Origin of the sequence: Rhodococcus sp. IEGM 1307, from assembly GCF_030056915.1 — a bacterium.
Classification (GTDB): domain Bacteria; phylum Actinomycetota; class Actinomycetes; order Mycobacteriales; family Mycobacteriaceae; genus Rhodococcus_F; species Rhodococcus_F opacus_D.
Genome location: NZ_JASHKW010000027.1, coordinates 24,885 through 48,483, shown reverse-complemented (window position 1 = coordinate 48,483; position 23,599 = coordinate 24,885). Strand labels below are relative to the sequence as shown.

Below are 23,599 nucleotides of genomic sequence, written 5' to 3'. Positions count from 1 at the left end.
GCGCTTCGGTCGCCGAATCGGCGTCTGGTGAGTCCCGAAACCGGTGGCGGCGAGCGCGTCGTACGGCTTCGGGAAAACTATTGTGGACCAGCACCCCCAACGGGTACTGTCCGGTCATAACCAGTTGCTAGTTTGACCAGGTGAGCACAGGATGTCAACAGGCAAATGTGATCCAGCTAACCCATCCGACACCATTCACCTGCGGCTCGAACACGAACTACGAGGGAGAACCGATGTCCAAAGCGGACGCAATCATCAGCGGCCTCGGCGGTGCCGACAACATCGTCGAGATCGAGGCCTGCATCACCCGGCTGCGCACCGAGGTCAAGGACGGCGCCAAGGTCGACGAGGCCGCACTCAAGGCCGCAGGCGCCCACGGCGTGTTGAAGGCGGGCAGCGTCGTCCAGGTCATCGTCGGCCCCGAGGCGGACACCCTGGCCGAGGACATCGAGGACATCCTGTGAGCCTGTCCGTGCAGGCTCCACTGCCCGGCCGCGTGCTCGTCCTGGCCGACGTGCCCGACCCCGTGTTCGCCGGACAGATGGTGGGTTCCGGAGTCGCGATCGAACCGGCGCGTGACCGCGGCGCCCTCGACGTGCTCGCGCCGATCTCGGGCAAGATCCTCAAATTGCACCCGCACGCGTTCGTCATCCTGGGCTCGGCGGGCGGCGGTGTGCTGGTGCACCTGGGAATCGACACCGTGAAGCTGAAGGGCGAAGGGTTCACCCTGCTGGCAGCGGAAGGCGACGACGTCGACGCGGGCGACCCCGTGGTGCGGTTCGATCCGACCGAGATCGACGGCACCGGATATTCCGCCATCTGCCCGGTCGTCGTCATGGATTCCAAGCCGGATTCGGTGTCCACCGACACCATCGGGTCCGACGTGGCCACCGGCGACGCCCTGTTCGACTGGACGGCGCCGTAGAAACATCGACGCAGTGCGGGTCGGCAAGGGAAGCGCCGGCCCGCACCCTTGTCGTCCGGGCGCCAACGTTTTCCAGTGCCGGCGACCTGCTCGACTCTGTAACAGACCGGTCGGTCCGAACGATCAAGGTGCCGAGACGATATGCCGACACCAAGGAGCGAGAACTATGGGTTCGTCTGAAATTTTCACCGATCTGGTCGCCTGGGGTGCCGAGGGTTTTCTGAACGGAAACCCGGTGCAGTCGGCAGTGGGTGCTGTGCTGTTCCTGGGGCTGGGACTCTGGGACCTCGTCACGGGTGCACCCATCGTCATCTGACCGGCCAGACGCTCGACAACGGAGGTACACGATGACATCGCCCATGGAGTCCGTCCCCCAGCTGTCCACGCTCGTCGGGGCCTGGACATTGGACCCCGCTCGCACCTCGATCACTTTCCACACCAAAGCGTTATGGCTACTCCCGGTCACCGGGACCTTCCACGCCGTCGAGGGCGCCGGAACGGTCGGCGACGACGGACGTATCACCGGAACTCTGGTCGTCGACGCCGCCTCCGTGAACACCGAGAACGCCACACGCGACAAGCATCTGCACTCCGCCGACTTTTTCGACGTCCAGAAGTACCCCACCATCATCTTCACCGTGACAGACGCACGCCCCGCCGAACCGGGACACCTCCATCTCGACGGCGATCTGACCGTTCACGGCCAGACTCGACCACTCACCGTCCCAGCCAATGTCGTCGCCACGGAGGACACCGCGACGATCACCACCGAAGTGCACCTCGACCGCAGCAGCTGGGGCCTGACCTACACGAAAAAGGGCTCCCTGCTCGCCACCCGCGTCGTGATCAAGGCGCACTTCAGCAAATCCTGACGACGCGGACGGAACGACCCCGGCCGTATTCGGTGGCTCAGACGCTGCGCTGAGCCCGCTCCCCCTGGACTTCCATCTGGAGTTGATAGCGATCGGACCGGTACCAGCTGCGGGTGTGCTCGACCGGTGTGGGACCGCTGAAGGACACCCGGTCGAAGTACATCACCGGGGCGCCCTTCTTGATGCCGAGCAACGTCGCGATCTCCTGGCTCGCCCCGTCGGCGCTCACGGTCTGCTCCGCCCGGTCGATCGGCATGCCGTACTTGTCGGCGGTCGCCCGGTAGATCGAGCCGGTGAGGTCGAGGTCCAGCAGGCCCGGAAGCAGTGCGGCGTTGAACCAGCCGTCGTCGACGCTGACCGGTTCGCCGTCCGCCAGCCGCAACCGTTTGACGTGATAGGCGCTGGTGTCCGGGGCGATGCGCAGCGCCTTCGCGGTGGCCTCCGGCGCCGCGTCCTCCTCGCTCTGGAGCACCACTGTCGTCGGCTTGTGCCCCTGCGCCCGCATCTCCTCCGTGAACGAGGCCAGGTGGAGTTTCGACTGCACCGGACGATGCGCCACGAACGTGCCCTTGCCACGCACCCGCACCAGGTGACCCTCGTTGACGAGCTGCCCGATCGCCTCACGAACCGTGATCCGACTGACGCCGTAGTCCTGCATCAGTTTTCGTTCACTCGTCATCAGGTCGCCGGGCTGAAGTTCCTTGGTGCACTTGTGCAGCAGGATGGCACGGAGTTGCTCGTGCTTCGGAATCACGCTGTCGCGTAGATGTACGGGCATCATTCCGGCGGCTCCAGCTCTGTCAGTGGTGGGACACATCGGATCAGGCAGTCGGACTGCAAAGGTCCCGTCCGGTCCGGTCCAACCACGAGAATACGTGATGCAGGCGCTCCGGCCTACCGTGCGGCCTCGGCCAACGCCTCCAGATACTTGCGCGTCATCACCCGCTGCACGACCCGGCCGGCGGGTCCACCGAGCCGGGTGAACCACCGATCCGGTGTGGAGAATGCCGAGATGGTGGCGAGCACGGTGCCGTCCGGCCGCTGTTCGACGACGAAGCTCTCCTCGCCGCGCTCGGGGTGGCCCGGCAGCGTCCCATAGGCGAATCCCTTCCGGTTCGGTTCGTCGAGCACGTAGACGACGCGGCAGGAGAACGTCAGCCGAAACGGACCGATGCCCCATCGCAGTTCGACCGACGTGCCGGGCGCGGCCGTCGGAGCGTCGGCCCGTACGTCGAGCCCGGCGCCGCGGTGCATCCCCCAGGTACACAGGTGGGTGGCGGCTGCGTCGAATGCGTCTGCCCCGTAACCGATCACCTTCTGCTCCGTCAGGTGGTGATATCCCGCCGGGAAGGGAACATCGCGGCTCGCACCCACCTCGGGGTACGTGAACGCGGGCAGGTCGTCTCGGGAGGTACTGATGGCGGGATCCTCTCGGTCCGGACGTCACGAGCAGGTGGGAAGGCACGTTACCCGGCGCACGGTCTCGAGCCCGTCAGGGGTCCCCGGCCAGTGCCGCGCCACGACTTGCGGACCTGCGCGGCGAACCACCGAACGAAGCGTGAGGCCGATGACGATCACGTCGTCGGCGTATCCGATGACGGGGACGAAATCGGGTATCAGGTCGATCGGAACCGCGAGATAGGCAAGCAGCAGGACGAGCCGGACGCGCACACCCCGGGGCAGGTCCGGATCGGCGGCGAGCCGGCGCAGGAGACGGAGCAGGTCCGGCAGCACCCGGATCGCCTCCCCGATCCCGGTGCCGTCGGGTCTCGATCGCCACAGCACGAGCGCCAGCACCACCCAGACGGCCAGCAGGCCCGCTGCCGCGCCGATCAGGACGGGCCATGCCGCCGCCCACACCTGCCCCGCATCCATACGGCCGCGCCTATTGCTCCGACCGGACCGCGGGACGGATGTTCTGGTCCGCGAGCGCACCGTCCGATCCCAGGAGGCCACGGAGGTTGTGTAGTTCCCGCCGGAGGTTGGTGCGGGCCTGCTGCTCGCTCGATTCGGGCCAGAACAGCCCCGCGAGACGGGTCCTGGACTGAGCGAGACCGGCATGCAGCACGAGGTAGGCCAGCAACGCGATCGCCCGTGACGAGATGGGGCCGACCCTGACATCTTCCGGGTTCGATACGCGCTGTTCGCCGAGCAGGTAGACCGTCAACATGACTGACCAGCTCCCGGTCGCGGAACGAGGCGAGCTTCCGCGTCCTCATCATCGCACGGTCAGCGGAAGTGCTGGTACAGCGCTTTCAGCTCCCGAATCGCGGCGTCCACCGCACGCTCGTCCTCGCTGACCGATCGGATCGCCTTCCGCAACAGCAGCGGGTCGAGGTCGTCGATCGCCGCCCGGAAGTCGGCGTCGGGCAGGGCGGGCAGCGGGGACTCGTCACCGAACCAGTCGTCGACGTCCGCGTCGGAGGAGTCGCCGCCGACACCGTCGATCAGCATGTCCAGGTCGACGCCCCGCAACGTCAGGATTTCGAGCGGGTTCTCGTCGATGCGTTCGGTGGTGAGGTACGCGACCGCCGCCGCATGCTTGCAGGGCCAGCCGTCGTCCGGGCAGGTGCAGTCGTAATTCAGCGCGGACGCCCCGGCGGGCAGCAGCAGGGGTCCGAGAACCTCCGGAACTCCGCCGCCCGCCAGCATCGCGAGACTGCCGGGTTGCCGACGCACCAGCGCGACGAGTTCCGCGACCTCCGCGTCGTCGAGGCGATCGATCGAGACGGTCGCGACGAACGGCTGGAGCTGACTGCCCTGGACCTCCCCCGTCACCATCCCAGCGGCGATCTCGAGCGAGATCACCTGACCGCTGCGCGCGTAGCTCCGCCCACGGCTCATCCGGCCCTTGTCGGCGACGAACTCGATGATGTCCACGAACTCGCGGCCCCACCACGTGCGCCCGAACGATCCGCGCTGGGACCGTGCCTCCAGCCCGCCCGTCACCGGTCGACGCTTGCCGTACTGACCGAAGTGGGGCCCCGGTCGCCGATTCGTCATTCGCCCACCGCCTCGTCGCCGAGCCGGAGCAGTTCGCCGAGTTGTTCGGTGCTCATCTCCGTCACCCAGTTCTCGCCCGTCCCGACGGCGAGATCGGCCAGCTCCTGTTTGGTGGCGATCATCGCGTCGATCCGCTCCTCCAGGGTGCCGACGCACACGAGCTTGCGCACCTGCACGTCCCGCCGCTGACCGATCCGGAACGCCCGGTCCGTGGCCTGGTTCTCGACCGCCGGATTCCACCACCGGTCGAGGTGGACGACGTGATTGGCCGCGGTGAGGTTCAAACCCGTCCCGCCCGCCTTCAGCGAGAGCAACATGATCGGCGGCCCGTCGTCGCCCTGGAACGAGGCCACCATGTCGTCGCGTTTCTGCTTGGAGACGCCCCCGTGCAGAAACGGCACGGGAGTACCGAACCGCTCCGCGAGGTACGGGGTCACGAGGTCGCCGAATTCCCGGAACTGGGTGAACAGCAACGCCTTCTCGCCGTCCGCGACCACGGAATCCAGGATGTCCTCGACGAGCCCCAGCTTGCCGGAGCGGTGCTGTCCGCGCCGCATCACCGCCGACCCGTCGCGCAGGAAGTGCGCCGGGTGGTTGCATACCTGCTTCAGTTTCGTCAGGGCGGCGAGGACGGCGCCCTTGCGCTTCATCCCCTTCTTGTCCTTGATCTGCGCCATCATGTCGTCGACCACCGCCCGGTACAGCGCGGCCTGCTCCGCGGTGAGGTTGGCGCGGACCGTCATCTCGAACTTGTCGGGGAGGTCGGCGATGACCGCGGGATCGGTCTTGACCCGGCGCAGCACGAACGGGGACGTGACCGCACGGAGCCGGGCGACGGCCGTCTGGTCCTGCTCCCGCTCGATCGGCACCACGAAACGCTTGCGGAACATCGCCTCCGAGCCCACGATGCCCGAGTTCGCGAAGTCGAGGATCGAGCGCAGTTCGTCGAGGCGGTTCTCGACCGGAGTGCCCGTCAAAGCGACGCGGTGCGCCGCCGGAATGGTCCGCGCCGCCCGCGCCTGCGACGTCTTCGCGTTCTTGATGTGCTGCGCCTCGTCCAGCACGACACGCCGCCAGTCCTGCTCCTTCAGGTGCGCGACGTCGCGGGCCAGCAGCGCATACGTGGTGATCACCAGATCGCTCTGCGTCACGGCGGCGCTGAACTCCGCACCGCTCAGCCGCTGCGGGCCGTGGTGGACGAGCACCCGCAGCGAGGGCACGAAGCGTGCCGCCTCGCGCTGCCAGTTGCCGACCACCGACATCGGGCACACCAGCAAGGTGGGTGTCGCGGCATTCTCGTGTGCCAGCAGTGCCAGCAACTGCAGTGTCTTGCCGAGACCCATGTCGTCGGCGAGAACGGCCCCGAGGCCGAGGCGGCTCATGAAGACCAGCCAGTCGAGCCCCCGCTTCTGATACGGGCGCAGCGTCGCGTCCAAGCCGTCCGGGGTCGGCACGTCCTGCGGCTTCGTGTCGCCGTCCAGCAACGCGGCCGCCCAGCCGGTGGCCGTGACCTGCTCCACGGGGAGATCGGACAGATCGTCCGCGATCAGGTCCTTCAGCAGGTCCACGATGGCCCGGTCGCCGCTGGCGTGCCGCTCCGCCACGTAGCGCGCGGCGCGGGAGAGCACCTCCTGATCCGCCCGGACCCACTCACCGCGCAGCCGCACGAGATCGCTCTTGGAGTTGACCAGCCGATTCATCTCCGCGGCGGTGAGCACCGTGTCGCCGAGTGCCAGCTCCCAGTTGTACTGCACCAGCTGGTCTTTGCCGACGGCCCGGTTCTCCGCGCTCGCCGGAGTGCTCGGCGAGCTCACCCGCAGACGCATCGACGGCGACGCCACACTCCACGCCCGCGGCAGCAGCAGGCTGATGCCCTTCTCCTTCAACGCCACCGCACCGTGCCCCACGAGGTCGATGACCACGGCGGTGGGCAACATCAGGTCCAGGCTGTCGGGATCACTGGGAACATCCTGCAGTCGCGGGTAGGCGGCCACGGCCTCCGTCAGCTTGCGCACCCCGATCTGCAGGCGACTCGCCTCCGTGCGGTGCAGCGGAATCGGCACCGGCGCTTCGCCTTCCGGACGAAGACAGACCTCCAGTCGCCACAGCACCGTGTCCGGGTCCCAATCCCCCTCCACGTCCACGTCTTCCGGCTCGAGGAGCCGCAGCACCAGTTCGGGCTCGTCCACCTTGAGGCTGTCACGCCACCCGTCCAGCGAGCCCGACAGCTGGGCGGTGCCCTCGGCGAACTGGTCACCCCGCATGAGCGCGTCGATCAGCGGATGATCCACGTCGCTGCCGGAATCGTCCGGGTGCCTGCGTTCGAGGACACGGCGGGCGACGGGGTCGGTCAGCTCGGTGACCATGTCGTCGAGCACGGCCTTGGGCGTCGTGCCGTGACGCTGGACCGGCGGCATCGCGACGGCCAGCTCCGTGAGCCACGCACGCTGCCGTTCACCGCCGAGCAGCCGCCAGCGCGGCCACCAGCCGCCCTCCGCGCGGTGCACCTCGGGCACCACCCGGCCGGCGCGTGCCCACCGCTCGACACCGCGGGCGACGTGGGCGAGGTAGCGCAGATCCCCGGCGACCCGGGGGTCGCGGGCCGACACCGACAGCAGGAACTCCGTCGCGTCCGGCGGTGCGAGCGCGACCGCGGCCCACTCGAGCATCTCCGGCCCCGACGGCGTCGGCATCGGCACCTTCACGTGATGCCGGAACTTCCGTGCCAGCACCCGACCGACCGCATCCGTCGGCTCCTCGGTGGCCGGATTCCGGCCCTCCACCCACAGCATGAGACCCGAACCCGGTGTCCAGAGGCCGTGCAGCATGCACCCATCCAAGCAGGTGCGACCGACAGCGCGTGAAATCCCTGCTCGTGACATGTAACCCTCGACCATATTCCACCGATGAACGAGTTGGCGGCTGTCCACGCCGGTAACTCACCGGGATCGCTGCCGTACGTGATCGCAGTGATCGGAGGAAGTCGAAATGGACATGGAACAGATCTTGGAAGTTCTCGTTCAACTCATCCAGGTCCTCGGACCGTTGATGGGTGGCGGCGGAGGCGGCGGAGGCACAGGCTCCCTGGGTTCCCTGGGCGGCTGAGTTCTCACGAGAAGGGCCCGTCGACTCCACCTCGGCGGGCCTTCGTCGTGCCCGAATCCTGCCCCCGGTTCGTGATAGGACTGTGGGCGTGAGCATGGCATACGGCTTCAGCGAGTACGGCGGCCCCGAGACGCAGCAGTTCTTCGACGTCCCCGTTCCCTCCCCCGGCCCCGGACAGTTGCTGGTCGCCGTCCACGCGGCCGGCGTGAATCCCGCCGATTGGAAGGTGCGGGCGGGCACGCGCAAGGACACCGTCCCCGTCACCCTTCCCGCCGTTCTGGGCCGGGAGGTCGCCGGTGTGGTCGCGGATGTCGGCCCCCGGGTGACCGGCTTCGCGGTCGGCGACGCCGTGTTCGGCGCGACCGCCACCGGATTCGGCGGATACACCGAGTACACCCTGCTCAACACGGCCTCGGCGGCGCACAAGCCCGACCCGGTCTCGTTCGCGGACGCGGCCACGCTCCCCGTCGCCGCGGGAACCGCGTACGACGCGCTGACCACCCTGGACCTGGCGCCCGGCAGTCGGTTGCTCGTCGTCGGTGCGGGCGGCGGCGTGGGGGTGGCGGCGCTGCAGTTGGCCGCGGCGCGGGACGTCACGGTGATCGGCGTCGCGAGCGAGAGCAAGCGGGAGGTCGTCGAATCGCTCGGTGCCACCTGGGTGGCGTCCGGAGACGGACTGGCCGCACGCATACCCGGCCCGGTCGACGCCGTCTTCGACCTCGTCGGCGGTGACGCGCTCGCCGAGGCCGCGCGGGTGGTCGCGGATCCGGCGGCGATCATCAGCGTCGGCGACTCGCTCGCCGCGCGCGATCTCGGCGGCTCGGGAGTGGAACGGCGTCGAACGTCCGCGGTGTTCGCGGAGGTGGCCGCACTGGTGGCGGACGGGACCCTGGACCCGCGGGTCGCCCACCGATTCCCGTTCGCACACGCCGGTGACGCTCTCGCCATGGTCGAGTCCGGTCACACGAGCGGCAAGGTCGTGATCGAGTTCGGTTAGCAGGTCTGGCTTTCACCCGTTCCGAGGTAGATGCTGGAGAGACGTAACTGCCGGACACTCGGGAGTCGGTCATGAGCATCCTGATCCAGGTTCTCGAACAGGGGTACGCGCTCACCACTCCGTGGGAGCAACGGAAGTACGCCTTCGTCGATGCCACGCACATCGTGACGATTCGACTGGACGGACAGTCGGGCGTGTGGCTCGACGGGATGAAACACGGTGAGGCACACAGGCTTGCGGTCACCCCCACCCCCAGCGAGGCGATCTTCTTCCTCCTCCGCACCCTCGACCTGCTCGCCGAGTGCAGGCAGAGCGGAGGTTCCTGGGTGATCGGCCACGACGGCACGCACCTGTCGTCGATCGCCGCGGTGCGCCTCCCCTTCACTTGACCTGTCGGGGGCCCGGTGCATACTCCCCCGTGGTAGGGGGAGATGGGTCGAGCGCCGGGGGACGCATGAGACTTCTGTACGTGGCCGCGTGGCTGGCGGCGATCCTGACGGTCTGCGGTTGCGGGGTGTCGCTTCTCGACCTCAGCGGCCCCGGCCCCGCTCCGGGCAGTCCGCCCCGCGCACACATCGAGGAGTTGCTCGGCCGGGTCGCGACGGTCGAGTCCCGCCCGCACCCCGGCGGATACCAGCGCGGGTGTTCCGGCAAGGAGTTGTGTGTCTTCGGCCCGGCCTGGACCGACGACCAGGACGCCGCGGCCGGCCACGACGGGTGCGACACCCGCAACAACGTTCTCGCGCTCGATCTCCGCTCGGTGGCGTTCCGCGACGGCACCCGCGACTGCGTAGTGCTGAGCGGGGTCCTCGCCGATCCGTATTCCGGCGAGGTGCTCCAATTCGACCGAGCCGACGCCAAATCCGTTCAGATCGACCACGTCTACCCTTTGGCGGCGGCGTGGGACATGGGCGCGTCGACGTGGTCGCCCGAGCGTCGGCTCCGGTTCGCCAACGACGTCACGTTCAACCTGCTGGCCGTCAACGGTCCGGACAATCAGGACAAGGGCGACCGGACCCCGCAGGACTGGCTTCCGCCGAATCCGGCGTACCACTGCTTCTACGCCGGCAAGTATCTCTCCGTGGCGGTGGAGTACGGGCTTCCGGTGACGGTGGCGGACCGCGACGCGCTCGCCGAGGTGGCGGAGAAGTGTCCGTGAGCGCCTCAGGCGACGGTGCCTCAGGCCACGGTGAAGGACCGCGTGTGCCAGCCGGTGGCGCCACCCGGAATCGGCGGCGTCCGCTCCTCCACCTGAACGTTGCCGTCCAGATCCGTGGCGCGCACCTGGAGGGTGTGCAGGCCGGACGTGGCCTGCCACTCCCAGGTCCACTGCCGCCAGGTGTCGATGGTGTACTGCGGGGCGAGGGTCGCGGTCTGCCATTCGCCGTTGTCGACCCGTACCTCCACCTTCGCGATGCCGCGGTGCTGCGCCCATGCGGTTCCGGCGACGAGGACGGGTCCGGATGCGGTGGGCGCGAACGAGGCGGGCACGTCGATCCGCGACGCGGTCTTGATCGGACCCTTCGCGGACCATCCGCGCTGGGTCCAGTAGGCCTCCGCCTCGTCGAATCGCGTGAGTTCCCAATCCACCACCCATTTGGTGGCCGACACGTAGCCGTAGAGACCGGGGACGACCTGCCGCACCGGATAGCCGTGCTCGAACGGCAACGGCTGACCGTTCATCGCCACCGCGAGAATCGCGTCGCGGCCGTCCCGCAGGGCCTCGACCGGGGTGCCCGCCGTGAAGTCGTCGCTACTCGTGGACAGCAGCATGTCGGCGCCCGGGTGCACGCCGGCCTCGTCGAGGATGTCCTTGATCGGGTAGCCGATCCACGTCGCGTTGCCGGCAAGGTTTCCGCCGACCTCGTTGGACACGCACGTCAGCGTGATCACCCGTTCGACGGGCGTCCTCGCGACCAGGTCGTCCCACGTCAGCGTGAGCTCGCGGTCGACCATGCCGTGGATGCGCAGTTGCCAGTCGTCCGTCGTCAACCGCGGGACCCGCAGTGCGGTGTCGATCCGGTAGAACTCCTCGTTCGACGTGACGAACGGGGTAGCTCCCGGCACGTCGACGTCGGTGCCGGAAACGATCGGGGCCGCCCGGTCCGACACGTCGGGAAGGGCGAAGGCGCGGCGGTTGTCCAGAGCTCCCGCGGCCTGCTGCCCGAGGTACCGGCCGGCGGCTCCCGCGGCCGCGGCCGTCGCGGCGGCGGCCGCGGCCAACAGTAGAAAAGTCCGGCGCGGCAACCACGAATCCTCGGCATCGGAGTCCTCGGGCACCCGCGCGGCGGTCGTCAGCACCCGCAGAACCGCGATGCCGGCGACGACTCCCACCACGGTCGGAAGCGTAAACATCCACGTGGCGCTGGGACGCTGGGTCGAGGCAAAGATTCCCACCAGCCCGAGAACCGCCAGGATCGCGCTGCCGAACGGGGCGCGGGGACGCTCGACGATGCCCGCTGTCGCGGCGAGGAGCACGATGAGGATCGTCATCCCGACGAACAGTGCGGGTTTGTCGTTGGTGCCGAACGTGTCGATCGCGAACTCGCGAGCCCAGGCAGGACTGCGGTCCACCGTCGTCGATCCGACCGCGTAGAACGGCGACGAGTTCGGGTCGATCAGCACCGATAGCAGTTCGCCCACCCCGAGCACGACTCCGGCGGCGATCACTCCGGCGAGCGCGCGGGAGAACAGGTGCCGCCGTCTCCGGGGCGTCCGCGCCGCCTCGTGCCGGTCACCGATCGTCGTAGTCATCGCAGCCCTGCTCCTTTGCCGTCGTCACCGTGTATTCGGAGCTGAGAACGCGCACGGATGGGAGCCCACTACTAGTATTTACCGGATGAACCAGCTCGACAAAGACACTCTTCTCTGCATCTCGCTCTCCGGCCGACCGAGCAACATCGGCACCCGGTTTCACAATTATCTGTACGGCGAGCTGGGCCTCAATTTCGTCTACAAAGCGTTCACCACCAACGACCTCCAGGCTGCGGTCGGCGGCATCCGCGCGCTGGGCATTCGCGGCGCCGGCGTCTCCATGCCGTTCAAGGAGCAGATCATCGAGTACGTCGACGTGATGCACGAATCGGCGTCGGTCATCGAGTCCGTCAACACGGTGGTCAACGAGGACGGAGTGTTGCACGCCTACAACACCGACTACCAGGCCATCGCGAACCTGTTGCGCGACAACGCGTTGCCCCACTCGCTGTCCGTCGCGGTGGCCGGGAGCGGCGGAATGGCCAAAGCGGTGGTCGCCGCCGTGCGCGACTACGGCTTCACCGACGTCACGGTGGTCGCCCGCAACGAGACGACGGGCGGCGCCGTCGCGAAGCAGTACGGATTCGACTGGCAACCCGAACTCGGCGCGGCACGGCCGGGGCTCCTGATCAATGCCACCCCCGTCGGCATGGCGGGCGGTCCCGAAGCGGACGATCTGGCGTTCGAACTCGATGCGATCGATGCGGCGGAGGCCGTGTTCGATGTGGTTGCCATGCCCGCCGCGACGCCGCTGATCCGGGCCGCGGCCGAACGCCACAAGACCGTCATCACCGGCGCCGAGGTGATTGCACTGCAAGCGGCGGAGCAGTTCGTGCTCTACACCGGTGTCCGCCCGTCCCCCGAAGAGATCCGCAGGGCCTCCGAGTACTCACGGTCGTGAGGTGAACACCGAGGAGTTCTTGCAACGGCTCACACGCAACTCGAGCGAGCTGCTGCAGGAACTCCGTGTCGCGCAGGCAGGCGTGCAGATCCCGTCCGCCTCCTCGCGGTCGCCTTCACCGGGACGACATCCTGCGCAAGGCCGACCTGTTCGCGCCGGCTGTGAGGACCCGAACCCCGCATTTCGGCGCGACCGCGCCCGCGCACTGTTGTCCTACAACAGCTTTCGCGGGTCGTGATTCCAGCACGCCGCGGACCGCACTCGCATCCGAATCTGGATTAATTCAATTTTGGGTCTTGACATGAATTGTGACCCCTGTCACGCTTCTCTATACGGAATCATTATTTCGCATTGTGGAAGAAGGGTCGCATGGATCTCGATGCAGGACTCCAACGATTCAACGAGGCTTCACACTCCGAGGCAACGGAACTGGCGCGAATCTGCCTGGATATTCCCCGGTGGGCAGACGAACTCGTGTCCGCCCGGCCGTACACCGATCGCGCCTCGCTTCTCACCGCCGCCAGGTCGGGCGCGGGACCGCTCTCCGCGGACGAGATCGAGCAAGCCCTCGCGCACCATCCCCGAATCGGTGAACCCCCGGGAGGCGACGACGCCCAGGCGCACCTGGCACGCTCGGAGCAGTCGAACGTCGATTCGTCCGATGCGGCGGCGCAGAAGCGGCTCACCGACGGCAACCGCGCCTACGAGGACAAGTTCGGCCGGGTCTTCCTCGTCCGCGCCGCCGGCCGCAGCACGTCCGACATCCTCACCGCACTCGACCGCCGGCTCCTCAACGACGAGGACAGCGAATTAGCCGTTGTCGCAGAGGAACTGCGCGACATCGCCGCACGTCGGCTCGCCGGGATGCTGGACGCATGAGCGAGATCAGCCAGGTCACCACCCACGTGCTGGATGCGGCCGAAGGCATGCCCGCGCGGGAGGTGCCGGTCACGCTGACGGTCCAGCGGCAGTCCGACTGGATCACCGTGGCCGAGGCCGTCACCGACGACGACGGACGCGTCACGACCCTGGGTCCCGCCCGACTCGAGCCGGGCACCTACCGGATCGTCTTCGACACCGGACGCTATTTCGCCGCGAAGGGACGTCCGGCGTTCTACCCCGACATCACCATCACGTTCGCGTTGACCGACAGCGAACAGCATTACCACGTACCAGTCCTTCTCAGCCCGTTCGCATACTCGACCTACCGAGGGAGCTAATCATGAGCAAGATCGTGCTCGGCCAGAACCAGTACGGCAAGGCAGAAGTCCGGTTGGTCAAGATCACCCGGGACACGAAGCGACACGAGATCGAAGACGTCACCGTGACGTCGCAACTGCGCGGCGACCTCGACGCGGTGCACACCGACGGCGACAACGCGCACGTCGTGGCCACGGACACCCAGAAGAACACGGTGTACGCGTTCGCCCGCGACGGCGTCGGCTCGATCGAGACGTTCGCCATGCGACTCGGACAGCACTTCACGGGGGAATTCGAGTGGATCACCGGCGGCCGGTGGGAGATCGAGCAGTACTCGTGGGCGCGGATCCCGGTCGACGGCGAGGGCCACGACCATTCCTTCGTCCGATCGAGCGACGAACGGCGAAACACCGTGGTCACCATCGACGGCGATCGGACGTGGATCGTGTCCGGTCTCAGCAACATGGTGGTGTTGAAGTCGACGGGCTCGGAGTTCCGGGGCTACCCGAAGGACAAGTACACCACGCTGCAGGAGACGTCCGACCGGATCCTCGCGACGTCGGTGAGCGCCCGGTGGCGGTACCTCACCAGCGACGTCGACTTCGACAAGACCTTCGAGAACGTGCGGGCAATCATGCTGGAGGCCTTCGCCACGACGCATTCGCTCGCGCTGCAGCAGTCCCTGTTCCAGATGGGTTCGGCGGTACTCGAGGCGCACCCCGAGATCGCCGAGGTGAAGTTCTCGATGCCGAACAAACACCACTTCCTCGTCGACCTGGAACCGTTCGGACTCGACAACCCTGGCGAGGTGTTCTTCGCGGCCGACCGCCCCTACGGGTTGATCGAGGCGACCGTCGAGCGCGAGGACGCTCCCGACGCCGGCCGCGCCTGGGATTCCGTTCCCGGATTCTGCTAGGAGCGCGGCGATGAAGCGGATCGGACACCGGGTTGCCGGAACTCCCGGACCCGAGGACGAGCGTTTGCCGCTCGGAAAGTCGTATGTCTACGGTGTGCAGCACATCCTGACGATGTACGGCGGCGTGATCGCGCCTCCCCTGATCGTCGGCGGCGCCGCCGGACTGACCGGCGTCGAGATCGGACTGCTCGTGTCGGCGGCATTGTTCGTCAGCGGTGCGGCCACACTGCTGCAGACCCTCGGCGTTCCGTATTTCGGGGCAAAACTTCCCCTCGTTCAGGGCATTTCCTTTGCCTCGGTGTCCACGATGGTGGCGGTGGCCAGCGGTCCGGGCGGACTGCGCTCGGTGTTCGGAGCCATCATGGTCGCCGGTGCGATCGGGCTGTTGATCAGCCCGTTCTTCTGCAGGATCGTGCGCTACTTCCCGCCCGTCGTCACCGGATCGATCATCACGGTCATCGGCATCTCCCTCCTTCCGGTCGCGGTGCGCTGGGCGATGGGCGGCAACGCCAAGGCTCCGGACTGGGGGTCGATGTCCAATATCGGACTCGCCGGGTTCAGCCTGTTCATCGTGTTGCTGGTGAGTCGGCTGGTGCAGGGAACCCTGTCGCGGTTGTCGATCCTGATCGGCATCGTCGTGGGAACCCTGTTCGCCGCGCTGATCGGCAAGGCCGACTTCGGTGCCGTCGGAAAGGGCGCGATCTTCGAACTGCCGCAGGTGTTCTCGTTCGGCACTCCCCTGTTCCAGATCGGCGCGATCATCTCGATGACGGTGGTGATCCTCGTGATCATGACCGAGACGACGGCGGACATCCTGGCCGTCGGCGAGATCGTGGAAACGAAAGTCGACGCCCGCCGGGTCGGCGACGGTCTTCGCGCCGACATGCTCGCCACCACCGTGGCACCGGTGTTCGGCACGTTCCCGGCCAGCGCGTTCGCTCAGAACGTCGGGCTGGTCGCGATCACCGGAATCAAGAGCAGATACGTTGTCGCGGCCGGAGGTTCGGTTCTGTTCGCTCTCGGACTGTTCCCCGTCCTGGGGCGACTGGTGGCGTCCGTGCCGCTGCCGGTCCTCGGCGGTGCGGGGATCGTCCTCTTCGGTTCGGTGGCCGCGAGCGGAATCCGGACCCTGTCCAAGGTGTCGTACGACGGCAACCTCAACCTGGTGATCGTCGCGGTGGCCCTCGGATTCGGGGTCATTCCGATCGCGGTGCCCGAATTCTACGCGGCCTTCCCGGAATGGGTCCACATCGTCTTCGACTCGGGAATCAGCGCGGCCAGCATCGTCGCGGTGCTGCTCAACATCCTGTTCAACGAGATCAAGGCCGGCAACCGGCCCACTCCCTCGGTGGTCTCGGCGGCGCCACCCGTCCTCGTCCACCCAGCCGAGGACTCGGAGCACCCGGCAGACACGGCGCGCACCTCCGCCGTGCGGAACGAATAAGCAGCCGGAACAGGCCACCCCCTGGTCGGGCGGTGCGGTCGCGACGCTACCGGTCCGCGACTGCACCGCCCTCCCTGCGAAGATCGAGCAGGCGCATCACCCGTGTCGCACTCACCCCGTGAACGAGGACGGAGAGGACGACGGTGAAGGCCACCGTCGACCACAACCATTTCTCGTCGTCCACGCCGGCTTCCGCAGCGGCGTAGGCGAGATAGTAGATCGATCCGATTCCGCGAACCCCGAAGAACGCGGTGACCCGGCGCTCGGGACCGGACATCTCCTCGCAGCCCAGCAGCGAAAGCCATCCCACCACCGGCCGGATGACGAACACGAGGGCTGTCGCGACGAGAACCCCGCCCCACGTCAGTCCGGTCAGCAGACCGGAGGTGAGTGCCACCCCCAGCAGGAGCAGAACGGCGAGGGTGAGCACGTGTTCGAGTTGCTCGATCAGGCTGTGCATCTCGGCGTGGTAGTCGTGGGCCCGCTCCGTCCGACGGATCGCGACCGCGCAGGCGAAGACGGCGAGAAAGCCGTATCCCCCGGCCAGTTCGGTGAGTCCGTACACGGCGAACGTGGCGGCGAGCGCGAAGATGGGTTCGCTGCGTTCGGCGAGGCGCATGTGTGTGATCGGGAAGCGGAAGACCGCGCGGCCGAACAGATCACCGGCAATCCACCCCAGGGCCGCGCCGATGACGACCTTGCCGATCAGCTCCCAGGCCACCCACTGCACGATCCACTGCTCGATCGGTCCCTTGCCGATCATGAACAGCGCCAGATACACGAACGGGAAAGCGAGAGCGTCGTTGAGCCCGGCCTCCGAGGTGAGCGCGAACCGGACCTCGTCGTCCTCCCGATGGGACTCGCCGCCCGAGGTGGGACCCTCCACCTGCACGTCGGACGCCAGAACCGGGTCGGTGGGCGCGAGGACGGCCCCGAGCAGGATCGCGACGGCGGGGGTCAGTGCCGCCACCCACCAGCCGAGCAGCGCGACAGCGGCGATTCCGAGAGGCATCGCGATGAGCAGCAGGCGCCACGTCGAATTCCACGTCCGCCAGCCCAGAGGCCTGTCGATCGCCAGTCCCACACCCATCAGGGCGACGATGACGCAGGTTTCACTCAGGTGCTCCGTCACAGCCGGATGCAGTGCCGGCGACAGGGTGTCCGTGCCCGACTCGCCGAGCAGCAGGCCGCCGCCGGCTCCGACCGCCAGGACGATCAGCGGCGCCGAGACGGCACGGTCCTGGAACAGGCGCGGAACGGTGGCCGCCAGCAGAAGAGCCAGTCCTGCCGTGAGATACACGAAATCGGTGTTCAGCGCGGTCCACCGCCTCCGCGTGGGGAAGATCCAGTCCGGTCGCCTCCGGTTACCCCCGTGCGCGAATCCGAACCAGCGCCGTCACCCCACCTCACCCCGCAGCAGGGACGCCATTCGTGCGTCGAACGCCACGAACAGCACCCGGGGGATTTCGGCGTCCGACTCACGGACGGCACCGACCGCCTGCCGGACGGCGTCGTCCGCGGGCCAGCCGTACACCCCGGACGAGATCAGCGGGAACGCGACGGACTGCGCGCCGAGATCGGAGGCCACCGCCAGGCTGCTGGTGTAGGCGCTGCGCAGGGTGGCCGACCGATCGTCCGACGCGGAGTACACGGGGCCGACCGTGTGGATCACCCATCGGGCCGGCAACCGGCCCGCCGTCGTCGCGACCGCCTGCCCCGCCGGGAGCCCGTCCTGCAGTGTGGTGGCCCGCAACTGCCTGCATTCGGCGAGGATCTCGGGGCCACCGGCCCGGTGGATGGCGCCGTCCACGCCACCACCGCCGAGCAGACCGGAGTTGGCGGCGTTGACGATGGCGTCGACCTCGACCGTCGTGATGTCACCCTGCACTACCTCGATGGTGGTCATCACCCCATTATCGCCGCGAGCTCACCGCGACCCGCACGATCAGTCCGGCGACCAGCGCCCAGAACGCGGACCCGATGCCGAGGATGCTCACCCCCGACGCGGCGATCAGGAAGGTGACGACGGCGCCTTCCCGTTCGCGGACGTCGTCGAGGGCGGAGGCCAGTGCCCCGCCGAGGGTGCCGAGGAGCGCGAGACCGGCGACCGCCTCCACGACGCCCTCAGGTGCCGCGGCGATGAGCGTGGCCACCGCGGCGGAACAGGCGGCGAGCACCAGGTAGGCCCAGCCTGCCGTGAAGGCCGCGACCCAGCGCTTTCTGGGATCGGGGTGTGCGGACGGTGCGGCGGCGAGGGCGGCGCTGATGGCGGCGAGGTTGATGGCGTGTCCACCGGCGGGCGCGCCCACCAGGGTCCCGACTCCGGTCGCCAGCATGGCCGGCCGCCACGGCACCCGGTAGCCGAACGAATTCATGACGGCGGTCCCGGGGATGTTCTGGGACGCCATCGTCACGATGTACAGCGGGATCGCGATCCCGATCATCGCCTGCCACGTCCAGGCCGGTGCAGTGACGTCGAGTCTCGGCAGGAGCGCGCTGGTGTCCAGCCCGTCGCTGCCGGAGGCGAGACCGATCGCGATCACCACTGCGGCAGCCGCGAACGCGGCCGGCACCGCCCACCGCGGCGAGTACCGCTGCAGAACCAGCCACACGAGAATCACGGGTGCGACGGCCAGCGGAGCGTCACGCAGCGCCAGCACCGGCGCCAGGCACAGCGGCAGCAGCACCCCCGCGAGCATCGCCTGCGCCAACGCCGACGGGATGGCCGCGATGAGCCGTCCCAGCCGCGGCCACAGTCCCGTGAGGATCACCGCCGCCCCCACGACGACGAACGCCCCGACCGCGGCCGGCCAGCCGCCGCTCACCGTCCCCGCACCGGCGAGGAGAGCGGCGCCCGGCGTCGACCACGCCAGCGTGATCGGCATGCGGTAGTGCCGCGACATCCACAGCATGCCCAGCGCCTGCGTCACACACAACGCCAGCAGTCCCGACGCGGCCTGGGCGGAGTTCGCTCCCACCGCCGTCAGTCCGGTGAGTACGACCGCGAACGAACTGGTGAAGCCCACCAGGGCGGTGACGATTCCGGCGCTGATCGGCTGGGCGGCGGAATCGGGTGAGCGCACATCGCTGTCGGGCACAGACATAGGACGCGATTCTGCCCGACGCATGGTCCGGGGGATCCGTGGCATTAGGGTCGGCACGGTGAAACACGACGACGCCCCCGCACTGCCGACGGCCGCCGACTTCCCCGCCCTGTGGCCGGTGCCGACCCGTTGGGCCGACAACGACCACTACGGGCACGTCAACAACGTCACGTACTACTCGTACTTCGACACGGCCGTCAACGGCTGGCTGATCGCGACGACGGGCACCGACATCCGCGATCTGTCCGCCATCGGCGTGGTCGCCGAGACGTCCTGCAAGTACGTCAGCGAGCTGACGTTCCCGGACCGTCTGCAGGTGGGGTTGTCCGTCGAGAAGCTGGGCACCCGGAGCATCGTGTATGCGCTCGCGATCTTCCGCGAGAACGACGACGCGCTCGAACTCGCGGCTCTCGGCCGTTTCGTGCACGTGTACGTGGACGCGAAGTCCCGGCGACCGGTGCCGATTCCTGCCGAAATCCGGAGCGCTGCAACCCTTCTGGTGGCGCCGGACGCCGTCTGAACGTCCGGCACGACCAGGCGGTTCAGCGCAGTCCCTCGGCCTCCGCCGTGGCCACCGCCCGGGCGATGATGCCGTCGATCAGCGCGACCGTGGGCGCACCGGTCTCGGCCTTGTTCCGGGGGTCGTCGATCACCCGGCGCAGGACGCCTTCGGCGATGATCGCCAACTTCCACAACGCCAGCACGTGCCAGTACCCGACATGCGTGACATCGCGTTTCGTGTGGTGGACGTAGGCCTCCACGAGGTCGGCCCGGGTGGGGAATCCCTCCAGAGTGGAGGCAGGGAACGGTCCGGCGTCCTCGTCACCCGCCTCGGGCCAGTAGGCCAGCAATGCGCCGACGTCGGCGAGGGGGTCGCCCAGCGTGCACAGTTCCCAGTCGACCACTGCGACCACCTCACCTTCCTCGGGCGAGGTGATGACGTTGCTCAGGTGAAAATCACCGTGCACCAACGACAGTTCGGTCTGCTCCGGCATGTTGCGCTCGAGGATGCCCGCCAGGTCCTCGATCGCGGGCACGTCGCGGGTGCGGGACTTCTCCCACTGATCCGTCCAGCGCTTCAACTGCCTTGCCGCGTACGGCTTGTGACTGGCCAGATCCTCCAGCCCGGCGTCCCCGAGATCGACCGCATGGATCTTCGCGAGAGCCTTCGGCATCGCCAGTCCGACGGCATTCCGCTGTTCGGGTGTCAGCTTCTTCGCCACGCCGATACTGTCGATCACCACCCCCGCGACGTAACTCATCAGCACGAGCGGCGCGTCCGTGACCTCCGGATCGTCGGTGAGCCCGAGGATCTTCGGCACCGGAACGTCGGATCCCTGCAGAGAGGACAGAATCCGATGTTCGCGGACCACGTCGTGCGCCGACGCGAGCAGATGTCCGAGCGGTGGCCGCCGCAGCACCCACCGACCACCACCCGCGTCGCTGACCGCGTACGTGAGATTCGACTGACCGTTCCCGATCCTCTCGAAGCTCAGCGGCGCGATCGCTCCCACGCCGAGTCCGGCAATCCACGCAGAAACGGCATCTTCGTTCAGCCCCACAGCATTCACGCGCTCGATGCTAACCGCTCGGAAGCCCGATGCGGAGGGAACCGGTCCGCACCGCAGGTCGCGGCCCTAGGGTGGCAACAGTGAGGCCGATTCGGCCGGAACTGGAGGGACCGACGTGGAAGTTTTCCTCATCGTGTGCGGCGTGCTCCTCGCCGTGAGTGCCGTCGCCGTGAGCATTCCCAAGCTGAGACTGAAGGGAACCGCGTGGACGGGGTTGCAATCCCGGGGCCTGAGCGGGCAACAGGTCCGGCTGATCGGCGTGGCGGAACTCGCCGGGGGTGTCGGCGTTCTCGTCGGCCTCTACTGGACCCCACTGGGAGTGATCGCGGCGGTGGCGCTGCTGATTCTCCTCTTGTGCGCAATCGGCTTTCACGTCCGGCACGGCGACTACGGCAACCCCGACACCCGGGCCGTCGCGATGCCCGCGGTGTACCTCGCGGTGCTGGCCGTCCTCGCCTCGATCGGGTTCGTGTTCGCGGGGTGATCCGGGTCCTCGGACCCTTGCAGCAACAACCTGGCGTCGGCTGTGTCCGAATTGATCATTAGACGCAGCATGACACCTCTGGACCCCCCGAAACTGGGCATTCTGCCCGAAGCCGGCGGTGCCACTTGCGCACTTCGCGTTCCCGTGGATGCTGTGAAGTAGGACACACACTTGTCCTACCGCAGTACCCGTCTCCTACGAACCCACAAGGTTCACGGACTCGACAACGCGAGGTGACCCCGATGGTCGACAAGATTGCCTATCCGGTCCAGCTCATCCAGCCGGACGGCCGACGGGTCTTCAGACCCGACTACACGAGCCTGGTCCGCGACATCGGACCCGACCAACTGCGCGGCCTCTACGAGGACCTCGTGGTCGCGCGTCGGATGGATGTCGAAGCGGTCGCCCTGCAACGCCAGGGCGAACTGGGACTCTGGGCCCCCATGCTCGGGCAGGAAGCCGCACAGGTCGGCTCCGCCCGCGCCCTCCGCCCCGACGACTACGCGTTCATCAGCTACCGCGAACACGCCGTCGCCTACTGCCGGGGCGTGGACCCGGGGGTGATGACCCGCATGTGGCGGGGATGCGCCCATTCCGCATGGGATCCGAGTGCCGTGAACGTGACGAATCCCGCGATCGTCGTCGGCTCCCAGGGGCTGCACGCCACCGGCTACGCCATGGGCGCCCACCTGGACGGCGCGGAGATCGCGACGATCGCCTATTTCGGCGACGGCGCCACCAGTCAGGGCGACCTCGCCGAGGCCCTCGGCTTCTCGATGAGCTTCAACGCGCCGGTCGTATTCTTCTGCCAGAACAACCAGTTCGCGATCAGCGAACCGGTCCACCTGCAGAGTCCCGTCCCCATCGCGCAGCGCGCCGCCGGTTACGGCATGCCCGCCCTCCGAGTGGACGGCAACGACGTTCTCGCGGTCCTCGCGGTCACCCGCCAGGCCACTCAGCGGGCGCGCGAAGGCAGTGGGCCGACCTTCATCGAGGCCGTCACGTACCGGATGGGCCCCCACACCACGTCGGACGATCCCACCCGGTATCGGGCGGCAGCCGAGACCGAGGTCTGGAAGGCCCGCGACCCGATCGACCGGATGAGGCGCCTCCTCGACCGGGAGGGCCTGCTCGACGACACGTTCCTCGCCGGGGTGCAGGCCACCGCCGACGACGTCGCGGCGCGACTGCGGTCCGGGACCATCGGCGCTCCCGATCCGGAGCCGCTCGACCTGTTCGAGCACGTGTATTCCACCGACCACCCACTCATCGACGAGGAGCGCGAGCAGTACGCCGCGTACCTCGCGGGCTTCGCAGGCATCGAGGAGGCACTGTCATGACCACCACCACACTGTCGCTCGGCGCCGCACTCAACGCAGGCCTCCGGCGCGCCCTCGAACACGACCGCAAGGTCGTGATCATGGGTGAGGACGTCGGACGCCTCGGCGGGGTCTTCCGCGTCACCGACACCCTGCAGAAGGATTTCGGCGACAACCGGGTCATCGACACCCCCCTCGCCGAGTCCGGCATCATCGGCGCCGCGTTCGGCATGGCCCTGCGCGGCTACCGGCCCGTCTGCGAGATCCAGTTCGACGGCTTCGTCTACCCCGCGTTCGACCAGATCGTGTCCCAGGTGGCCAAGATTCACTACCGCACGCAGGGCCGGGTCACCGCGCCCCTCACGATCCGGATCCCGTACGGCGGCGGCATCGGCGCGGTCGAGCACCATTCGGAGTCGCCGGAGGCCTACTTCGCTCACACCGCCGGACTGCGCGTCGTGACTCCCAGCAACCCGGCGGACGCGTTCCACATGATCCAGCAGTCCGTCGCGGCGGACGACCCGGTGGTGTTCTTCGAACCGAAGCGGCGGTACTGGGACAAGGCCGAGTTCGACGTGGACGCCGAACCGGACCTGCCACTGCACCGGGCCCGGGTGACCAGGGAGGGCACGGACGCCACCGTCGTCGCGTACGGTTCCGTCGTGCCGACGGCCCTGTCGGCCGCGTCCATCGCCGCCGACGAGGGGCACTCCCTCGAGGTGATCGACCTGCGCTCCCTCGCGCCGATCGACTTCGACACCATCGAGGAGTCGGTTCGCAAGACCGGAAGACTCGTCGTCGCGCACGAGGCGTCGACGTTCCTCGGCCTGGGCGCGGAGATCGCCGCCCGCATTTCCGAGCGGTGCTTCTACCAGCTGGACGCGCCGGTCCTGAGGGTCGGCGGATTCGACGTTCCGTATCCCCCGGCGAAACTGGAACTGCACCATCTGCCGGACGCCGACCGCCTGCTCGACGCGGTCGATCGCAGCCTCGCGGCCTGATCG

General features: G+C 68.0%; 28 protein-coding genes. 17 read left to right on the top strand and 11 right to left on the bottom strand.

What is annotated here, in order from left to right:
- Positions 1–233 precede the first annotated feature (233 nt).
- The 4 genes from QM841_RS37165 to QM841_RS37150 all read left to right on the top strand — a co-directional run bounded on the left by QM841_RS37165 (position 234) and on the right by QM841_RS37150 (position 1,797).
- Positions 234–464, top strand: coding sequence for a PTS sugar transporter subunit IIB (locus QM841_RS37165; protein WP_005563039.1), 231 nt, complete (start codon positions 234–236; stop codon positions 462–464).
- Entirely contained in the window at positions 461–925 is a 465-nt protein-coding gene (locus QM841_RS37160) for a PTS sugar transporter subunit IIA (protein WP_283335866.1), read from the top strand. Before QM841_RS37165 ends, QM841_RS37160 begins: the two co-directional genes overlap by 4 nt.
- A gap of 166 nt (positions 926–1,091) precedes the next feature.
- A complete protein-coding gene (locus QM841_RS37155; RefSeq protein WP_167344014.1) occupies positions 1,092–1,241 on the top strand; it encodes a hypothetical protein in 150 nt (49 codons plus the stop codon).
- A gap of 31 nt (positions 1,242–1,272) precedes the next feature.
- Positions 1,273–1,797: a YceI family protein gene (locus QM841_RS37150; RefSeq protein WP_283335865.1), complete on the top strand. Its 525-nt coding sequence runs from the start codon at positions 1,273–1,275 to the stop codon at positions 1,795–1,797.
- A gap of 37 nt (positions 1,798–1,834) precedes the next feature.
- Here the strand turns inward: QM841_RS37150 and QM841_RS37145 are convergent, their stop codons facing one another.
- From QM841_RS37145 to QM841_RS37120, 6 genes are all read right to left on the bottom strand, one after another.
- Positions 1,835–2,578, bottom strand: coding sequence for a GntR family transcriptional regulator (locus QM841_RS37145; RefSeq protein ID WP_005265200.1), 744 nt, complete (start codon positions 2,576–2,578; stop codon positions 1,835–1,837).
- Positions 2,579–2,691: 113 nt separating this feature from the next.
- On the bottom strand, positions 2,692–3,171 hold the full coding sequence (locus QM841_RS37140) for a DUF1990 domain-containing protein (protein ID WP_283335864.1): 480 nt from the start codon (positions 3,169–3,171) through the stop codon (positions 2,692–2,694).
- A gap of 69 nt (positions 3,172–3,240) precedes the next feature.
- On the bottom strand, positions 3,241–3,672 hold the full coding sequence (locus tag QM841_RS37135) for a YkvA family protein (RefSeq protein WP_283335862.1): 432 nt from the start codon (positions 3,670–3,672) through the stop codon (positions 3,241–3,243).
- A gap of 10 nt (positions 3,673–3,682) precedes the next feature.
- Entirely contained in the window at positions 3,683–3,967 is a 285-nt protein-coding gene (locus tag QM841_RS37130; protein WP_283335861.1) for an AfsR/SARP family transcriptional regulator, read from the bottom strand.
- Between the two features lie 59 nt (positions 3,968–4,026).
- Entirely contained in the window at positions 4,027–4,800 is a 774-nt protein-coding gene (locus QM841_RS37125) for an SWIM zinc finger family protein (protein WP_105422892.1), read from the bottom strand.
- Positions 4,797–7,628, bottom strand: coding sequence for a DEAD/DEAH box helicase (locus QM841_RS37120; RefSeq protein WP_283335859.1), 2,832 nt, complete (start codon positions 7,626–7,628; stop codon positions 4,797–4,799). Before QM841_RS37120 ends, QM841_RS37125 begins: the two co-directional genes overlap by 4 nt.
- A 371-nt stretch (positions 7,629–7,999) precedes the next feature.
- On the opposite strand from QM841_RS37120, the gene QM841_RS37115 reads away from it, so the two are divergent.
- The 3 genes from QM841_RS37115 (at position 8,000) to QM841_RS37105 (ending at position 10,061) form a co-directional block, all read left to right on the top strand.
- Positions 8,000–8,902: an NADP-dependent oxidoreductase gene (locus tag QM841_RS37115; protein WP_283335914.1), complete on the top strand. Its 903-nt coding sequence runs from the start codon at positions 8,000–8,002 to the stop codon at positions 8,900–8,902.
- Between the two features lie 71 nt (positions 8,903–8,973).
- Positions 8,974–9,291 (top strand): hypothetical protein, encoded by a 318-nt coding sequence (locus QM841_RS37110; protein WP_005252838.1) that lies wholly within the window; start codon positions 8,974–8,976, stop codon positions 9,289–9,291.
- Between the two features lie 65 nt (positions 9,292–9,356).
- On the top strand, positions 9,357–10,061 hold the full coding sequence (locus QM841_RS37105) for an HNH endonuclease family protein (RefSeq protein ID WP_283335857.1): 705 nt from the start codon (positions 9,357–9,359) through the stop codon (positions 10,059–10,061).
- A 20-nt stretch (positions 10,062–10,081) separates the two neighbouring features.
- On the opposite strand, the gene QM841_RS37100 is transcribed toward QM841_RS37105, so the two are convergent.
- Complete coding sequence (locus tag QM841_RS37100; RefSeq protein WP_283335855.1) at positions 10,082–11,656, bottom strand: molybdopterin-dependent oxidoreductase; 1,575 nt, start codon at positions 11,654–11,656, stop codon at positions 10,082–10,084.
- A gap of 85 nt (positions 11,657–11,741) precedes the next feature.
- Here QM841_RS37100 and QM841_RS37095 point away from each other — a divergent pair, with 85 nt between their 5' ends.
- The 6 genes from QM841_RS37095 (at position 11,742) to QM841_RS37075 (ending at position 16,117) form a co-directional block, all read left to right on the top strand.
- Entirely contained in the window at positions 11,742–12,557 is an 816-nt protein-coding gene (locus tag QM841_RS37095; protein WP_280783668.1) for a shikimate 5-dehydrogenase, read from the top strand.
- Positions 12,502–12,795, top strand: coding sequence for a DUF6328 family protein (locus QM841_RS43270; protein ID WP_349307451.1), 294 nt, complete (start codon positions 12,502–12,504; stop codon positions 12,793–12,795). The genes QM841_RS37095 and QM841_RS43270 overlap by 56 nt, the downstream gene beginning before the upstream one ends.
- 131 nt (positions 12,796–12,926) lie before the next feature.
- Positions 12,927–13,436, top strand: a complete 510-nt coding sequence (gene uraD / locus QM841_RS37090; RefSeq protein WP_283335854.1) for a 2-oxo-4-hydroxy-4-carboxy-5-ureidoimidazoline decarboxylase — start codon at positions 12,927–12,929, stop codon at positions 13,434–13,436.
- Positions 13,433–13,777, top strand: coding sequence for a hydroxyisourate hydrolase (uraH, locus tag QM841_RS37085; protein ID WP_105422880.1), 345 nt, complete (start codon positions 13,433–13,435; stop codon positions 13,775–13,777). Before uraD ends, uraH begins: the two co-directional genes overlap by 4 nt.
- 2 nt (positions 13,778–13,779) lie before the next feature.
- The gene (pucL, locus tag QM841_RS37080) at positions 13,780–14,673 is read left to right on the top strand and encodes a factor-independent urate hydroxylase (RefSeq protein ID WP_283335851.1); all 894 of its coding nucleotides are present in this window, start codon (positions 13,780–13,782) and stop codon (positions 14,671–14,673) included.
- 10 nt (positions 14,674–14,683) lie between these two features.
- A complete protein-coding gene (locus QM841_RS37075; protein WP_283335850.1) occupies positions 14,684–16,117 on the top strand; it encodes a nucleobase:cation symporter-2 family protein in 1,434 nt (477 codons plus the stop codon).
- Positions 16,118–16,163: 46 nt separating this feature from the next.
- Here QM841_RS37075 and QM841_RS37070 read toward each other — a convergent pair whose 3' ends face one another.
- From QM841_RS37070 to QM841_RS37060, 3 genes are all read right to left on the bottom strand, one after another.
- Positions 16,164–17,417, bottom strand: a complete 1,254-nt coding sequence (locus QM841_RS37070; RefSeq protein WP_283335848.1) for a cation:proton antiporter — start codon at positions 17,415–17,417, stop codon at positions 16,164–16,166.
- A 96-nt stretch (positions 17,418–17,513) separates the two neighbouring features.
- Complete coding sequence (locus QM841_RS37065) at positions 17,514–18,023, bottom strand: O-acetyl-ADP-ribose deacetylase (RefSeq protein ID WP_283335846.1); 510 nt, start codon at positions 18,021–18,023, stop codon at positions 17,514–17,516.
- Positions 18,024–18,030: 7 nt separating this feature from the next.
- Positions 18,031–19,221 carry a benzoate/H(+) symporter BenE family transporter gene (locus tag QM841_RS37060; RefSeq protein ID WP_283335845.1) on the bottom strand — a complete coding sequence of 397 codons (1,191 nt, stop codon included), beginning with the start codon at positions 19,219–19,221 and terminating at the stop codon, positions 18,031–18,033.
- Between the two features lie 22 nt (positions 19,222–19,243).
- On the opposite strand from QM841_RS37060, the gene QM841_RS37055 reads away from it, so the two are divergent.
- Positions 19,244–19,741: an acyl-CoA thioesterase gene (locus QM841_RS37055; RefSeq protein ID WP_283335844.1), complete on the top strand. Its 498-nt coding sequence runs from the start codon at positions 19,244–19,246 to the stop codon at positions 19,739–19,741.
- 22 nt (positions 19,742–19,763) lie between these two features.
- Here the strand turns inward: QM841_RS37055 and QM841_RS37050 are convergent, their stop codons facing one another.
- On the bottom strand, positions 19,764–20,792 hold the full coding sequence (locus tag QM841_RS37050; protein ID WP_283335843.1) for a phosphotransferase family protein: 1,029 nt from the start codon (positions 20,790–20,792) through the stop codon (positions 19,764–19,766).
- 115 nt (positions 20,793–20,907) lie between these two features.
- Between QM841_RS37050 and QM841_RS37045 the strand changes: the two genes are divergently transcribed.
- The 3 genes from QM841_RS37045 (at position 20,908) to QM841_RS37035 (ending at position 23,596) form a co-directional block, all read left to right on the top strand.
- Complete coding sequence (locus QM841_RS37045; RefSeq protein ID WP_283335842.1) at positions 20,908–21,276, top strand: DoxX family protein; 369 nt, start codon at positions 20,908–20,910, stop codon at positions 21,274–21,276.
- A gap of 242 nt (positions 21,277–21,518) precedes the next feature.
- Positions 21,519–22,616 (top strand): pyruvate dehydrogenase (acetyl-transferring) E1 component subunit alpha, encoded by a 1,098-nt coding sequence (gene pdhA, locus QM841_RS37040; protein ID WP_283335841.1) that lies wholly within the window; start codon positions 21,519–21,521, stop codon positions 22,614–22,616.
- The gene (locus QM841_RS37035) at positions 22,613–23,596 is read left to right on the top strand and encodes an alpha-ketoacid dehydrogenase subunit beta (protein WP_283335839.1); all 984 of its coding nucleotides are present in this window, start codon (positions 22,613–22,615) and stop codon (positions 23,594–23,596) included. The genes pdhA and QM841_RS37035 overlap by 4 nt, the downstream gene beginning before the upstream one ends.
- Positions 23,597–23,599: the final 3 nt, after the last annotated feature.